Source organism: Actinoalloteichus caeruleus, from assembly GCF_049311605.1.
In the GTDB taxonomy this organism is placed as follows: domain Bacteria; phylum Actinomycetota; class Actinomycetes; order Mycobacteriales; family Pseudonocardiaceae; genus Actinoalloteichus_B; species Actinoalloteichus_B caeruleus.
Genome location: NZ_CP186005.1, coordinates 801,310 through 816,343 on the forward strand (window position 1 = coordinate 801,310; position 15,034 = coordinate 816,343).

The 15,034-nt window shown below is 72.5% G+C and carries 14 protein-coding genes; 7 read left to right on the top strand and 7 right to left on the bottom strand.

What is annotated here, in order from left to right; translation table 11 throughout:
* The first annotated feature begins 3 nt into the window (after positions 1-3).
* Positions 4-1,182, top strand: a complete 1,179-nt coding sequence (locus ACOJVX_RS03595; RefSeq protein WP_026417282.1) for an ABC transporter ATP-binding protein — start codon at positions 4-6, stop codon at positions 1,180-1,182.
* 34 nt (positions 1,183-1,216) lie between these two features.
* Here ACOJVX_RS03595 and ACOJVX_RS03600 read toward each other — a convergent pair whose 3' ends face one another.
* From ACOJVX_RS03600 to ACOJVX_RS03615, 4 genes are all read right to left on the bottom strand, one after another.
* Positions 1,217-2,062 carry a hypothetical protein gene (locus ACOJVX_RS03600; RefSeq protein WP_026417281.1) on the bottom strand — a complete coding sequence of 282 codons (846 nt, stop codon included), beginning with the start codon at positions 2,060-2,062 and terminating at the stop codon, positions 1,217-1,219.
* Positions 2,063-2,080: 18 nt separating this feature from the next.
* On the bottom strand, positions 2,081-2,740 hold the full coding sequence (locus ACOJVX_RS03605) for a metallophosphoesterase family protein (RefSeq protein WP_026417280.1): 660 nt from the start codon (positions 2,738-2,740) through the stop codon (positions 2,081-2,083).
* Between the two features lie 94 nt (positions 2,741-2,834).
* The gene (locus ACOJVX_RS03610; protein ID WP_422647249.1) at positions 2,835-3,980 is read right to left on the bottom strand and encodes a hypothetical protein; all 1,146 of its coding nucleotides are present in this window, start codon (positions 3,978-3,980) and stop codon (positions 2,835-2,837) included.
* Positions 3,980-4,504: a SigE family RNA polymerase sigma factor gene (locus ACOJVX_RS03615; RefSeq protein WP_026417278.1), complete on the bottom strand. Its 525-nt coding sequence runs from the start codon at positions 4,502-4,504 to the stop codon at positions 3,980-3,982. Before ACOJVX_RS03615 ends, ACOJVX_RS03610 begins: the two co-directional genes overlap by 1 nt.
* 1,392 nt (positions 4,505-5,896) lie before the next feature.
* Between ACOJVX_RS03615 and ACOJVX_RS03620 the strand changes: the two genes are divergently transcribed.
* From ACOJVX_RS03620 to ACOJVX_RS03645, 6 genes are all read left to right on the top strand, one after another.
* Complete coding sequence (locus tag ACOJVX_RS03620) at positions 5,897-7,024, top strand: DUF2332 family protein (protein WP_026417277.1); 1,128 nt, start codon at positions 5,897-5,899, stop codon at positions 7,022-7,024.
* A 527-nt stretch (positions 7,025-7,551) separates the two neighbouring features.
* The gene (locus ACOJVX_RS03625) at positions 7,552-7,710 is read left to right on the top strand and encodes a hypothetical protein (RefSeq protein WP_169533952.1); all 159 of its coding nucleotides are present in this window, start codon (positions 7,552-7,554) and stop codon (positions 7,708-7,710) included.
* 127 nt (positions 7,711-7,837) lie between these two features.
* Entirely contained in the window at positions 7,838-8,407 is a 570-nt protein-coding gene (locus tag ACOJVX_RS03630; protein ID WP_026417276.1) for a PH domain-containing protein, read from the top strand.
* 21 nt (positions 8,408-8,428) lie between these two features.
* Positions 8,429-9,289, top strand: a complete 861-nt coding sequence (locus ACOJVX_RS03635; RefSeq protein WP_026417275.1) for a PHP domain-containing protein — start codon at positions 8,429-8,431, stop codon at positions 9,287-9,289.
* A 106-nt stretch (positions 9,290-9,395) separates the two neighbouring features.
* A complete protein-coding gene (locus tag ACOJVX_RS03640) occupies positions 9,396-10,229 on the top strand; it encodes a RecB family exonuclease (protein WP_422647250.1) in 834 nt (277 codons plus the stop codon).
* Complete coding sequence (locus tag ACOJVX_RS03645; protein WP_211237450.1) at positions 10,226-10,597, top strand: hypothetical protein; 372 nt, start codon at positions 10,226-10,228, stop codon at positions 10,595-10,597. The genes ACOJVX_RS03640 and ACOJVX_RS03645 overlap by 4 nt, the downstream gene beginning before the upstream one ends.
* Before the next feature lie 159 nt (positions 10,598-10,756).
* On the opposite strand, the gene ACOJVX_RS03650 is transcribed toward ACOJVX_RS03645, so the two are convergent.
* The 3 genes from ACOJVX_RS03650 to ACOJVX_RS03660 form a co-directional block, all read right to left on the bottom strand.
* Entirely contained in the window at positions 10,757-11,611 is an 855-nt protein-coding gene (locus tag ACOJVX_RS03650; RefSeq protein ID WP_030104332.1) for an alpha/beta fold hydrolase, read from the bottom strand.
* A gap of 227 nt (positions 11,612-11,838) precedes the next feature.
* The gene (locus ACOJVX_RS03655) at positions 11,839-13,050 is read right to left on the bottom strand and encodes an Rv3212 family protein (RefSeq protein ID WP_337662181.1); all 1,212 of its coding nucleotides are present in this window, start codon (positions 13,048-13,050) and stop codon (positions 11,839-11,841) included.
* 56 nt (positions 13,051-13,106) lie between these two features.
* A complete protein-coding gene (locus ACOJVX_RS03660) occupies positions 13,107-14,771 on the bottom strand; it encodes a DEAD/DEAH box helicase (protein ID WP_035291288.1) in 1,665 nt (554 codons plus the stop codon).
* Between the last annotated feature and the right edge of the window lie 263 nt (positions 14,772-15,034).

Genomic DNA, 15,034 nt, shown 5'->3' on the forward strand with positions numbered 1-15,034 from the left:
ACAATGTCAGACATCGTCTTGGACCGGGTGACCAAGCGCTACCCGGACGGCGCCCTCGCCGTCCAGGAGGTCAACATCGAGATCGCCGACGGCGAGTTCATCATCCTGGTGGGCCCGTCGGGCTGTGGGAAGTCCACCACGCTGAACATGATCGCCGGCCTGGAGGACATCACCTCCGGTGAGCTGCGCATCGACGGGACGGTGGTCAACGACCGGGCTCCCAAGGACCGCGACATCGCCATGGTGTTCCAGTCCTACGCGCTCTACCCGCACCTCAGCGTCCGGGAGAACATGGCCTTCCCCCTCCGGCTGGCCAAGCTGGACACCGCCACGATCGACCGCAAGGTGAACGAGGCCGCGAGGATCCTCGACCTCACCCAGCACCTGGACCGGCGGCCGTCGAACCTCTCCGGTGGTCAGCGGCAGCGGGTCGCGATGGGGCGGGCGATCGTGCGGAACCCGAAGGCCTTCCTCATGGACGAGCCGCTGTCGAACCTCGACGCCAAGCTGCGGGTCCAGATGCGCACCTCGGTGTCGCGGCTCCAGAAGCAGCTCGGCACCACCACGGTGTACGTCACCCACGACCAGACCGAGGCGATGACCCTCGGTGACCGGGTCGTGGTCATGCGCGGGGGAGTGGTCCAGCAGATCGGCGCTCCCCAGCACCTCTACGAGCACCCCGCGAACCTGTTCGTGGCCGGGTTCATCGGCTCGCCCGCGATGAACTTCGTCCCCGCCGCCGTCGCGGACGGCGGGCTCGCCACCGCGCTCGGCGAGATCCGGCTCACCGACCGGCTGCGGCGTGCGATGGAGCGGGCGGACGCGCCCCGCGAGGTCATCCTCGGCATCCGGCCCGAGCACTTCGAGGACGCCAGCCTGGTCGACGACCGGATGCGCGCCGAGGGAGACGTCTTCACCGGCCTGGTCGACGTGGTGGAGTCGATGGGGTCGGACAAGTACGTCTACTACGCGCTCGACGAGAAGGCCCGCTCCGCCGAACTGGAGGAACTCGCCGCCGACTCGGGCAGCTCGGACGTCCCCGCCAGTGAGGGCCAGCTGGTGACCCGGCTCTCGGCGGTCTCGCCGGTGCGCGAGGGCGACCACCACGAGGTGTGGTTCGACCTGGGCAAGGTCCAGCTCTTCGACCCCTCCACGGGCAGGAACCTGACCCTGGAGGCATGACGCACCCCGCCGGTCCCCGGCGCCGACCCCCTGGTCAGCGCCGGGGACCGCGTCGTACCGCTTCGATGATCTCGTCGTCCCAGCGGTGCGTCCGCATCAGCCGGTACCGCTCGCAACCCACGCGGAGGTACGCCTCCGCCTCGGTGCGGTCCGCGATCAACTCGGCCGAGCGGAGCAGCCGCACCACCGGGCGGAACTCCTCGTGGTACCAGCGCCGGGCGATCGTGGTGCGGTCCAGGAACGTGCCCTCGTCCTGCATGAGCCGGAAGCCCCAGGCCTCCACGGTCTCGCTGAGCTCCGTGTACTCCCAGGCGTCCGTCAGCACGACCGCCGCGCGCGCCTCCCCTGGCAGGGGGACCCGTTCCAGGAACAGCCGGCGGTCCGCCTTGACCATCAGGTCGCCCCGGAAACGGATCCCCGCCGCGTCGATCTTGGTGATGATCTCCGTGACGTAGGCGTCGATCGTGTCGTTGTGGTGCGCGATCGCCACCGAGACCCGGTGGTGGCCGTCCTGGACGAAGTGCAGGTCCCCGATCCGGTAGACGGCGATGGGCGGGACGGCCTCACCCCGCCGTTGCGCCCGCGCCAGCCGCTCCCACCGTTCCCGCACCCTGGTCGAGGTCGGGCGGAACCGGCGGTCGAAGTCCCTGGTCCGGTCCACGCTGCCGACGACGGTGTCCAAGCGGATGACGCGCAACCCCAGCCTCCGCTCGCCCACCTGGCCGAGGGCTTCGACGACCTCGGTGAACGGCAGCATGATGTTGACGTCGTCCGGCTCCCGTCGCAGCCAGGCCGAGAGCCGGGCCAGCACCTGTTGGCGCCGGGAGCGGAGGAAGTCGTTCTCGGCGTCCGCGTGGGGGAAGCCGGTGTCACGGCGCACGTTCCACCTCCGGGGTGGCTATGGAACGGGAATCTCGACTACACGGTGATAAGCGGCGTTGACCAGCAGAGTGTTACCCAGATGGCCCTCGCGCGCGCGGGGTCCGTACTCCGGATGGATATGGCCGTGGACCAGCAGCGGCGGCCGGAGGCGGCGCACCACGTCGTGCAGGCAGCGGAAGCCGCGGTGGGGCGGGTCGTCGAGGTCGCCGCACCCGAACGGGGGCGCGTGCGTCAGCAGCACGTCCACCCCCCTGCCGTCCCGCCAGCGCCGCGCCGCCGCCCGGCGGCACACCCGCCGTCCCCGCCGGGCCTGCTCGCGTTCGGTCCACTGGTTCGCGCCCTCGCGGTAGCGGAGGCAGCCGCCGAGGCCCGCGATCCGGAGGCCCGCGACGTCGACCACCCGGCCGTCGGCGTTGACCGCGCCGGCGGGGCCGGGCCAGGAGACCGGCATGCCCCCTCTGGTCCACATCCCCCGCACCTTCGTGTAACCGCCGAGGTCCTGGTCGTGGTTGCCGGGGACGAAGACGCAGGGCACGCCGAGCTCGGTGCTCAGGTACTCGAGGTAGTCGAAGGGGAGGTCACCGGCGCCGAGGACCAGCGCGACGTCGTAGGCCCGGACCTGCTCGGTCCACAGCTTCTCCACGACCCCGTCGGCGACCGCCAGCACCCGCACCACCCCGCGAGCATAGGGGGGTGGCCGGGTGCCAGCAGCGACGACGGCCGCGCCTCGCGGCCCGGGCCGACGACCCCTCACCGCCGTCCCGGTGGGCTCAGGGACGAGTGCCCACCCACGACCGGTCGACGTCCGGGTGCACGACGAGGCTGTCGGCGACGTCGACCAGGTCGTCCATCGTCACCGAGCTCCCCTCGGTGGGCCGGCCGTCCCGCACGACCAGCCACCGCCCGTCGGCGGCCGGGACGACCAGCGACGCCGGTCGGCCACCGGAGGACCACGGGTGGTGCGGGGCGTAGAAGAACGCCGTCCCACCGAGGACGGGGGTCTCCACCGGGGGCGGCGCGCCGTCGGGCATCCAGGGCTGGTCCACCTCGGGGCGGTCCGGGAGGTACTCGACCTCCAGCTCCGCCTGGTAGTCCTCCTCGCCGGGCACGCCGGTGGACAGCAGGGCCGACCATGCCCGTTCGTCCCCGGGCTCGGCCCCCAGGGAGACCGAGCGCGCCGGGTTCGGTCCGTCGAGTTCCAGCGGCATCGGGAACTCGACGTGGACGTCGGCCCGGACCGACCGGGCGACGTCCGTCGCCACCCTGAAGGAATCCTCGATCGACGAGGCGGTGACCACGACGAGCACGTCCGGCGCGGGGAACCACGAGAGGCGACTGCGGTACCCCCGCTGGTCCTCGTTGACGTGAGCGGTGGTCGTGTCGTCCAGCTGGACCTCGGGCAGGTCGTCCAGGTTGTGGTTCGTCTGGGGGTTCTCGTACTTGAGCACCCACACGGTGACCGTCGGCGCCGTCACCGCCGCCTCCTCGACCGGCCCGCTGGTCCACGACCGGGTGTGGCTCCACTCGGTGGGCCCCTCGCCCTCCACCGGCTCGGGAGGGGGGGTGCTCTCGAAGGTCCGCCGGTACTCCAGGAACCCCTCCGGCACCCAGGTGGGTCCGTAACCGAGGGAGGCGGTCTCTCCCGAGAACTCCGTGTCGGGCGGTTCCTCGCTGGGAGGCGTGTCCGGCGCCGCGACCACCCCTGGTCCCCGTTCCCCGTCCGCCAGGGCGAGCACCGCGACCGGTACCGCGATGGTCGTGACGGTCGCGGCGGCGACGAGGAGCGTGCCGCGCCGCCGGCGCCGGCGGCGCTCCCCGGCCCGTTCGAGGCCGGCCAGTACCTCGGCCGGTTCCGGACCGGCGTCGGCCTGGCGCAGCAGCGCCTCCCTGATCAACCGTTCGTGGTCGGAGCTCATCACGCCTCCTTCAGGAGTGCTGGCCGGGTTCCGGGTGCTGGTGCCTCGGAGCGGAGGCCGTTCAGGGCGCGGGAGACGTGGCTGCGCACGGTGCCCACGCCGCAGCGCAGCAGCCGGGCGATCTCCCGGTCGGGCAGCTGCTCGTAGTAGCGCAGGACCAGGGCGGCGCGTTGCTTCCTCGGGAGCCGGGCGATGCGGCGGAGCATGGCGTCGCGCTCGTCGTACCGGGCGTGGGCGTCGTCGTGCTCGCGACTGGCCCGTTCGCGCAGGGTCCCGATCGCGTCGGGCGGCGTGACCACCTCCCCCGAGGCTCGTCTCCGCCGCCAGGACAGGAACTCGTTGGTGATCATCTTCCGCACGTAGCTCTCCGGTGCCTCGAGCCGTCCGATGCGTCTCCATCGGGACTGGGCTCGGAGCAGCACTTCCTGGACCACGTCCTCGGCCAGGTGCGCGTCGGAGGTGAGGACCGTCGCGTACCTCAGCAGACGTGGTAGTCGGAGGGCGACGAACTCGTCGAACGTCAAGGTGCGCCCCTTCGTGGTTGGCTACCCCTGGAACGCGCTCGCCGAGGTGTTCCGTCGCACCGGATGTCGTTTCCCGGTCACCTCGGGAGCGGCGGTCCTTCGCGGGTCCCCGGCACACGCCGGGCGCCCCGACATCCGGTGGTGCCGGTGCGGAACGCGTGGCCGATCGTTCCGTACCCGTTTCTCGAATCTGATGGCCTCACGTGAATCCCACACCGCCCGCTGTTCGGGCGAGCGTATTCATCCCTGCCGGCGAACAGTGGGGAAACGGTGCCGCGGGGTCACTGCGGAGCGCGAGTGGAGCTGTACACGGGAGAAAGATCATGACACGATCGCGGGAGTCCCACTCGGCGGTGCGGGATACCGGGATCGGATGGGTCCCCACCGAGGGAAACGGGGGCCGTCGCGGCGGTCCCCGCTCGGGTGGCCCGATTCCTCGTCCGCGAGGATCCGAGGGAGGGCTCCGTGGAAAGGAGGGACGTGACGTTCGACCGTCGCGCGTCGTGCTTTCCACCTGCTCCCACCCCGCTCGTCGCCCTGTCGGCCCCGCGGGCTCCCGCGCCCGTCCTGCCAGGGAGGATGTCGTCCGGCGCCTCGGCACACCACGATGTCCTCGGACCGGGTCGCCATTTCGGTGAGTCCGAGTCCGAGTCCGAGTCCGACGCGGCGAACGGCGAAATCCCGAGGAGCGCGGCCGATCGCGCGCATCTCGGGTCGCCTGCTCCGAGTGCCGCCAAGCGTGCCGACCACCGCCCCCATTCCGCGGGCGCTGGTGGCCCGGAAGTGGGAACCGCCGCCCGCTCGCTTCCCGTCGACCGGGACGAGGCGGGATTCGTCATTCCGGGGGGAGTGGGAATCCGCGCATTCCCCCTGCGCTCCCGCCGTCCGGACACCGCTGCCCGCCCCGCTGGTCCGACATGCCGGCGAGAGCATCGCGGCCGAACCACCGCTCGTACGGTTTCCGCCCTTCTTTCCGCTGGGACCGCGTCACCCCACCTCCGGTGCCACACGTTCGTTCTCGGGGAGGGCGTTCCCTCCCGCTCCCGGTTCGCCGACGCGCGCGGAGGGCGCCCGGCCGGCCCCCGAACCCCACCGGGCCCTCGGCCCGGACCAGCCAGCGTCGTCCTCCCGGGCCGCCCCGAGGGGAACGATCCCGTGTCCGGCACCCCGACCCCCACCGGGACGTCCCGGACGACGGCCGGCCTCGACGCGGCGAGGCGGTCGGACGACCCGGTTCGACACCCTGGTACCGGTGGGGTCGCCCACACCGACCGGCGAGGGCGGGTCGGCACCCGGCAGACTCGGTGCCATCGGCGGCTGATCACGGCGACGCCGCCGGCGGCCGGTGACCCGATCGACGCCCCGGCCGCCCGACCGAGGTGGGGAGAGCAGATGGACGACGCCGGACTCGGGTCCGTGCGGGACAGCTTCCGCGACTTCGCGCACCGGCAGGCCGCGGGGGTGTCACCGCTCTACGCCGTTCTCGCCGAGAACGCCGCCAACGACGACGAGGTCCTCCGCACGGTGGCCGGGCTGCCCTCGGAACAGCCCCGTCCCGAGGCCCTGCTCGCGGCGGCGCACCGGCTGTTGACCGCCGAGCCGTGGTTGCCGCTGGCGGGTTACTACCCGGATCTCGGTGGGACCTCCGGCCCCGACGGCTCGACCTGGCCGCTCTTCCGGGAGTTCGTCCTGGCCCGGGCAGAGCGGATCGGCGCGCTGGCGGCCAGCCGCCCGGTGCGGCACAACGAGATCACCAGGTCCGCGCTGCTCTACCCGGCCCTGTCCGTGCTCGCCTCCGAGACCGGGAGGAAGCTGGGGCTGGTGCACCTCGGCGCCGAGGCGGGGCTGCTGCTCGGTGTCAACCACTACCACCACCGGTACCAGGGGGCGGAGGTCGGCGAGCTGTCCGCCGGTCCCGCCGCCGCACGGGTCCGGCTGCGGTGCGCGCTCGAACTGGCTCCCGGTGCCAGGTTCCCCACCCTGCCCAGGACGCTGCCGCTCGCCGCCACGATCGGGGTGGATTCGCGGCCGCCGGACCTCGACGATGACGAGGATGTCGCCTGGTTGGAGGCGTGCGTGTGGGCCGACCAACCCGACTGGTTGGCCAAGATGACCTTGGGTTTCGCCGCGCAGCGTAAGAACCCACCCGAAATGGTGAGTAGCGATCCGGTGGCGGGCATCGCGGCGGCGATCAACAGGGTTCCCCCGGACGCAGTTCCCGTGGTGCTGACCAGTGATCCCTGGTGGGCGGAACCAGCGACCGCGACAGTGCACCTGACCGCCCTGGCCACCGAGCTGGCGACCCTCGGCCGGCAGCGTCCACTGTGGTGGCTAAGCCATGACCCGGTTCAGGCGGGACTACTGACGGTGATCGACTCCGCCGAGGGTGCGGGTGCCGCCCGGGCCGCAGGTCAGGGCCACCTCCTCGGGCTCACCCGCTGGTCGGAGGGCCGCCCCGAGGCCAGGGTGCTCGCCGCGACGGATCGTGGCGGCCGCCGGATGCGGTGGCTGGCGGCCTGACCACCGGGCGACGTGCTCGCTGACCCTGGCCCGTCGACCCGTCCGGGCCGCCGCACCCGCCGTTCCACCGCTGCCCACTGTGGTGAAGCTCGCACCGGCCGGCGCCGGGAGCGCCGGGCCCGTGGTCCGGGAGCCGAGGGCCGCGCGGTCGGACGAGGCGCGTCGACCCGGGCGAGGAGCGCGTGAGCTCCGCGTGAGCCGTTGTCCAGCCAGAACTCCCCGACAGGGCCGACGGGACCCCGCCCCGTGCTCCGGCCGGCTGCCCGGAACGGATCAGCGTCCGGCGTTCGGCGGATGCGGGTGAAGCACGAGGAGTAGGCGGTCGGGCGCGTCCAGTAACACGGTGCCGGCGTGGCGCACGTATAGTTCACCCGGTTCGCCCATTGGCACAGAGCGTAATCGGGTTCAGGCTTGAGCGCGAAACGCTGACTCAAGCGCGCTAGGCGCTCTGCGGGACACCCGTGGAGTGCGGTACAACGGATCAGCAGGCACCAGCCAGGTGCGGCTAGCAGACGGGGATGGTCATCGTGAACCTCAAGAAGATCCTCACGTTCGCTGGGATCGCGTTGCTCTTGTTCTTCTTGATCAGCGATCCTGTCGGGTCAGGAGATGTCGTCAACAACATCCTGAACTCGCTCCGCCAGGCGGCCGAGGCCATCATCACCTTCGTCCGCAACCTGTTCTGAGACGTGTCGGGTGTCCGGCTGGTCGAGGTGATGACCAGCCAGGCGGTGCGCACCTCCTCCGGCGGTCGACCCATCGGCCGCTGACCAGGTCCGAGGCAGTTCTGAGAGTCAGGCGAGGGATGTAGCGGTGCTGGCACCACGAGATCCGGACGAGTACCTGCTCGACTCCGAGCGACGGGTGATCCGGGTTCGCAGGCACTGGGCGAGCATGATGTGGGACGTCTTCGAGGCCGGCGCGCTGCTCGTCGGCCTGATGCTCGTGTCCTACTTAGCCCCCCAGGACTCGGCTCTGATCCAGAACATGCTCTGGTACGCCGGGCTGGCGGTCGTGCTCCGCTTCTCCTACTACGTCCTCGAGTGGTGGGTGGAGCGGATCGTGATCACGGACAAGCGCTTCATGCTCACCACCGGCGTGTTCACCACCAAGGTCGCCATGATGCCCATCGGCAAGGTGACCGACCTGACCTTCCAACGCACCCTGGGCGGTCGACTCATGGGCTACGGGACCGTGGTCGTGGAGTCGGCGGGCCAGGTCCAGGGCCTGGACCGGATCGAGTACACGCCCAACCCCGAGGAGATCAACGACGCGATCTCCGAACTGGTCTTCGGTGAGAAGAAGACCGACAAGGACCGCTTCACCATGATGAAGGCCCGTCGCGCGGCGCTGGGCCGTCGGCGCGCGGTGAAGGCACGCTAGGTCCTCGGTCAGACTGGAGTGGTGCGCATCGACCTGCATACCCACTCCACCGCGTCCGACGGCAGCGACAGCCCAGAAGAGCTTGTCGCTGCCGCGGCACGCGCGGGACTCGACGTGGTGGCGCTCACCGACCACGACACCACCGTCGGGTGGGCGCCAGCCACCGCCGCCCTCCCGCCCGGCCTGCGACTCGTCCCCGGCGCCGAGCTGTCCTGCGTGTCCCCCGACGGCAACGGCCGCCACGTCACGGTCCACCTGCTGGCCTACCTGTTCGACGACACCTCGGGCGAGCTCGCGGACGAGCAGCTCCGGTTGCGCGCGGAACGCCGCGAGCGCCTCCTGCGGATGGCCGTGATGATGCGGGAGGACGGGTTCCCAGTCGATCCCGAGCTGCTGCTCGCCGAGCTCCCGGAGAGCTCGTCCGCAGGGCGGCCGCACCTGGCCGCCGCACTGGTCCGCGCGGGTGTCGTGTCCAGCGTGGACGAGGCCTTCGCCCGTTACCTCGGCGCTGGCAGCCCCTACCACCTCCGCCGGGCGGACACCCCGGTGCGCCGGGCGATCGAGATGATCAGGCGCGCGGGCGGCGTCACCGTGCTCGCCCACCCCTTCGCCAGGGCGAGGGGCCCGGTCGTCACGGCCGGGGTGATCACGGACCTCGCCGAGTGCGGCCTGGCGGGGCTGGAGGTCAACCACCCCGACCACGATCCGGAGACCCGCGCCGAGCTCGCCGGTATCGCCCGCGAACTCGGCCTCGTCACCACCGGCTCCAGCGACTACCACGGGGTCCACAAGTCGCTCCGCATCGGCCAGGAGACGACCGACCCGGAGCAGTTCGAACGGTTGATCTCCTCGGCGACCGGTAACCACGTCCGGGGTGGTTGACGGCTCGGGTCGGCCGGTCCGGCGGAGGGCTCCGCGCGTCCCGAACCAGGACCGAGGTCGGCGGGTCACCGCGAGCCGTTCCGGCGGGTGTGCGTACCGTGGCAGCGTGCAAGGGCAGTTGGGCTTGGAAGGCATGCCGAAGGAGCTGGTCCGGGTCACCCCGGCCAGGCTCCAACGCTGGGAGGACTGTCCACGTCGGTACCGCGCGACGTACCTGGACCGGCCCGCCCCGGCCCGGGGCGGCGCCTGGGCCCACAGCACCCTCGGGGCGGTGGTGCACAACGTCCTCCGCGCCTACTTCGAGAGCCCGCCGGACCAGCGGGACCCCGAGGACCTGCCGGTCCTGCTCCGCCGGTACTGGAAGGGCGACGGGTTCCGCGACCGGGAGCAGGCGGCCGAGTACCGGTCGCGGGCGGCGAAGTGGCTGGACGAGTACGCCCGTCGCCCGGAGGCGGCCGGGGAACCGGTCGCCCTCGAACGCTGGGTGTCCGCCCCGACCGGTGCGCTGATCGTCGAGGGCCGGGTGGACCGGATCGACGACCGGGACGGCCAGCTCGTGGTCGTCGACTACAAGACCGGGCGGCACGTGCTCACCACGGAGGACGCCCGCGACTCGCGGGCGCTGGCCCTCTACCTGATGGCGGCCCGGCGCACCCTGCGCCGACCCGGCAGCCGGGTGGAGCTGCACCACCTCCCGACCGGCCGGGTGGTGGCGTGGGACCACGACGAGGAAACGCTGGCCGATCACCGGAGGCACGCCGAACGGATCGCGGAGGAACTCTCCGCCGCCGCGTCGGCCCTCGACCGGGGAGCTGACCCCGACGAGCACTTCCCGCCGCGTCCAGGGCGGGGCTGCTCGGTCTGCGAGTTCCGGCGCTCCTGTCCGGAGGGGAGGGCCGCCGCGCCCGACCTGGAACCGTGGGATCTGTTGGCACCGTGAGCGGAACTCACCGGCTACCCCGGCCCATCACCAACTCCACTGAGGACACCGACGTCCTCGGCCTTCGAGTGGTTCCCCCGTCGACCCGAGGCGGAGTGGCGAACCGGGGGTGGCGCGGGTTCAGCGGCGCCGTGGCCGCCGGGCTCGTGGTGCTCGCCCTCGTCGTGCTGGGCCTCCAGGTCCTCGCGCTGCACCGCGGCTACCCCGGGCCGGGGTACGGGTTCGTGGCACTTCACCTGGGGGCGAGCGTGGTCGCCGTCGGGCTGCAGGCGTACGCCGACCGCAGTGCCCGCTCCGCCCGGTGGTGGGCGCCGGTCCTGGTGGTGCTCGTCGCCGGGTGGCTGCTCTGGACCGGGTGGTGGCACTGACCCCCCACCCGGGGGCTGATCCCCGTCGCCGGGCGGTGCCGCGCCTCGATGGGCCGGGGCGGCGGAGCGGGGACGAGGCGACTCAAGGGCCGGCAGCGGGGCGGCCTCGGGGCGTGCCGCCCGGCCGGGGTCGCACGGGGCGTCGCCGGGGGCGGCCGCCTAGCTGAGCAGCCAGCGCTGCCAGGTGGGGACGAGCACGTCCAGCAGCCCCTGCGGGTTGTCCTTGTTGGGGTTGTGGCCCGAGTCCGGGACGGTGACGAAGTCGACGCCGAGCTTCTCGGCCATCTCGCGTTGGGTCTCCACCGACCACACGTCGTCCTGCTCGCCGCACACCACGAAGCCCCGGATGCGGTGTTCCTGGATCCGGGCGGCGAGTTCGGGAACGAGATCGGGTTCGGTGCGCAACGCGGTCGCCATCCCGAGCAGCCCGGCGGGCATGGACGAGACCAACCGGGCGCGCAGCAGGGTGCGCAGCTCACGCGGTCTGGCCGACCAGGCCGGGTCGTGCGCCTCGTAGATCTGGGCCGCCGCCTCCACGCCGTGCAGGCGCAGCGCCGGCTCGCACAACTCGATCAGGGAGAGCCTCGGGCCGGGGGGCAGGGCTGACGGCCCCGACGCGAGCAGGGTGAGACCCACGGGTTCGGCCCCGGAGAGCACGGCGGCCCGCGCGACCAGACCGCCGTAGGAGTGGCCGAGCAGCAGGACCCGGCGTCCCTCGGACCGGAGGCGGGAGACGAGGTTGGCGATCACCACCCCGAGCCGGGACGGTCGGTAGGCGTCCTCGTCGTCGGGCCCGTCCGACTGGTACTGGCCGGGAAGGTCGATGGTGAGCACGTCGAAACCCGCCTCCGTGAGCGGGTCGATCAGCGCGGCGAAGTCCTCCTTGGAGCCCGTGTACCCGGGCAGGAGCACGGCGGTGGCCAGCACGGTGCGGGCCTGTGACGTTCCGTGCAGACCTGACAGCTCGCCGTATTCGGTCGGGAGCTGGACCGGGATCGCACGGTGCGGACTCATCTCGGATCCACGCACAACAGTCACTGCATCAGTGTGCCCCATCCCGGGCCGATCACGCCTGCCCCGGGCGGGTTCGCCCACCACACTCCCGAGGCCGCCGGAGGTCCCCCGACCTGGTCGCGAACCCACCGCGTGCGGCCCGCGCGGGCGGGCCCCCCCGCTTCGACGAGCGGTGCGGACTCGGGAGCGGACGCCCCGGCGGGCGCGGCCGGACCGAGGTGCGCGGGTCAGCCGAGCGCCACGACCTCGCTGGCACGTTGTTCCAGCAGCACCGGGCCGAGGACGGAGGTCCGCACCGGACCCGCGTGCCCGCCCCGGTCGACGGGCAGCGTCGCGACCCGTTCGCCGGTCACGGTGTCGACGACGGCGTGACCGCCGGGCTCGGGAACGAGCAACCGGCCCGCGAGCACCGCCCCGGACCCCAGGGTGTCCGGGACCGACCAGGACGGGCTCAGGTCGGACAGCGACAGGGCGACCGTGCTCCGACCCGTGTACCAGTAGACGTGGCTGGGAGACGCCGTGGTCTCGGGCACCTGGGACGACGCCCGGTCCAGGTCCTCGGCCGTGGTGTCGACCGGGTGCTCCGCCAGCCGGTCGCCCCGCTCGGTGTCGTACACGACGATCCGCGAGGGGTTCGGCAGCCAGAGGGCCAGGTGGTCGTCGGTGAGCGCGACGAGCCGAGCACCGACGTCGTCCAGGGTCTGGCTGTACGTCTCCTCCGGGCGGTCGCTGTCGTCCGGTTTCGCGGTCAACAGCGTCACCCGGTCGGTCACGTCCGTGGGGCACCGCTCGATGAGCGCCAGCCGGCCCTCGGCCAGCAGGGTGGACAGGTACCGGCAGTCGCTCCTCGGCTGCCGGTTCGGGTTCACCACGGCTGGCACGTCCCCGTACTCCAGGGTCATCACCATGTTGGAGCCGAAGACCTCCACGAACCGTTCGCCCGTCGTGGCGACGTAGCGGCCGTCGGTGACCAGTTCCGTGGCCGGTTCGGAGTCGCCGTGCCGTTGCCCGGCCCGGTCCCCGGTCGCCCCGTCCAGCGTGGTCACCTCCGAGCAGAAGTCGCCGCGCCGGTACACGGCGACGGCGCGTTCCCATGCCGCCGACACCGTGCACAGCTCCAGGTCACGCGCGTAACGCCAGCGGGGTTCCCCGGTGAGCGCGTCCCGGCCCACGACCTCGCCGCCCGAGGCGGTGGCGACGGCGGGCCCCGCGACCACCGGTGAACTCGTCGCCGGGCTGTCCGCCCGCCAGAGCTCCTGGAGCCCGGCGGGCAGCGCGACCGCCGGGTCAGGCGCCACGACGGGGAGCACGGACGGTTCAGCCGTCGTCCCGGCGAGGTCGCTGGTGCGCCAGAGCACCGCTCCCACCGCCAGCACGCCCACCATGAGCAGGCTGGCCACGACGACGTCCCCGCGTGTCCGCCGCTCAGGCTTCACCACGTCCCGCCCCTCCGCCCCGGGCACCAGCCGGCCGCTCGTGATCCCACGTCGCCGGATCAGCCGGCGTTCTCACCCTGCTGCCCGGAACCGCCGGCGGTGGTCGACTCCCCGGCCGAGCCCAGGCGCCGCCGCCTCCTGCGGCGCGGAGCGCCCCCACCCGAGGGTTGGTCGGCTGAGCCGGTCTCCTTCACGGCCTGCGACTCCTTGCTCTGCGGGCCGTTCTCACCGCCCACGGCGACGCCACCCCGGGTGCGCCGGCGCTTCCTGCGGCTCGGCGCGGGCCGGTCGGCAGAGCCCTCGGACGTCCGCTCGGCGTTGGCGGCCGCGCGGTCACCGCCGCGACCCCGGGTGGCGGTCCCACCCCGGCGCCGACGGTTCCGGCCGGCCCGCTCGTTGCGGTCGAGGTCCTCCACCGGCTCGGCGTCCAGACCCGGCCTCGTGCGGCGGCCCAGGGGGAGGCGACCGGAGGCGTCACGCGGGATGCCGATGTCCTCGAAGAGGTGGTCGGAGGTGGAGTAGGTCTCCACCGGTTCCGGGCGGCCCAGGTCGAGCGCGTCGTTGATCAGCTTCCAGCGGGGTTCCTCGTCCCAGTCGACGAGGGTGACGGCCACACCCTCGCGGCCGGCGCGGCCCGTCCGGCCGATGCGGTGCACGTAGGTCTTCTCGTCCTCCGGGCACTGGTAGTTGATGACGTGGGTGACACCCGCCACGTCGATTCCCCGGGCCGCGACGTCGGTGGCCACCAGGATGTCGACCTTGCCGGCCCGGAACGCGCGGAGGGCCTGCTCCCGCGCGCCCTGCCCCAGGTCGCCGTGCACGGCGGCGGAGGCGAACCCGCGCTCGGCGAGCTCGTCCGAGATCTTCTGCGCGGTGCGCTTCGTCCGCGTGAAGATCATGCTCAGCCCCCGGTCCTCGGCCTGGAGCACCCGGGCGATCAGCTCGGTCTTGTCGAGGGCGTGCGCCCGGTACACGAACTGCTTCGTCCGTTCGTGCACCGCACCCGCGTCGACCTCCTCGGCCCGGACGTGGGTCGGCTGGCGCAGGAACGTCCTGGCCAGGGTGACGATCGGACCGGGCATGGTCGCCGAGAACAGCATCGTCTGCCGCTCGCCCGGGACCATGCTGAGGATGCGTTCGACATCGGGCAGGAAGCCCAGGTCGAGCATCTCGTCGGCCTCGTCGAGGACCAGCCCTCGGATCTTGCCGAGGACGAGGTGGCGCTGTTCCGCGAGGTCCAGGAGCCGCCCGGGGGTGCCCACCACGATGTCGACGCCGGCCCGCAGCGCCGCGATCTGCGGCTCGTAGGGGCGGCCGCCGTACACGGCCAGCGTCCGCACCCCGAGGTGCTGGGCGGCGTCGGTGATGTCCCTGGTCACCTGGGTGCAGAGCTCCCGGGTGGGAACGACGATCAGCGCCTGCGGCGTCCCGTCACCGGGCAGCTCGGCCCGCTGGAGCATCGGCACGCCGAAGGCCAGGGTCTTCCCGGTCCCCGTCCTGGCCTGGCCGATGACGTCGTCGCCGGCCAGCGCCAGTGGCAGCGTGAGCTGCTGGATCGGGAAGGCGTGGGTGATGCCCGCCTCGTCGAGCGCCTGGGTGATCGCGGGCAGCACCCCCAGTTCGGCGAACGTGGGTGCCGCCGGCTCGGGTGGCGCCGACGCGTGCAGGGGGTGGGGCGCCGGCTGGGCGTTCTCGGCGCCGGTCTCGCTGTGGTCGATCCGCACCTCGTCGGGGGAACCGGTCTCAGCGGAGGCCGAGGGCCCCGGTGTGTCGGTGTCGTTGTTCGTTGTCAGAGTGATCGCCTCTCTCGTACCAGCGCGCACGGCTGTGGCAGGGCGCTCGACCACGGTCACGACACGTGAGCGACGTGCTCGTCGGTGTCCGGCGCGGGAGGGCCGAGGTTTCAGTGCGCGCACTCTGTGCACATGGCGGCGTGGCCGCCACAGTTCGGGTGTGCATCCGGTAGCACCGCCGCTCGTGAACGCCG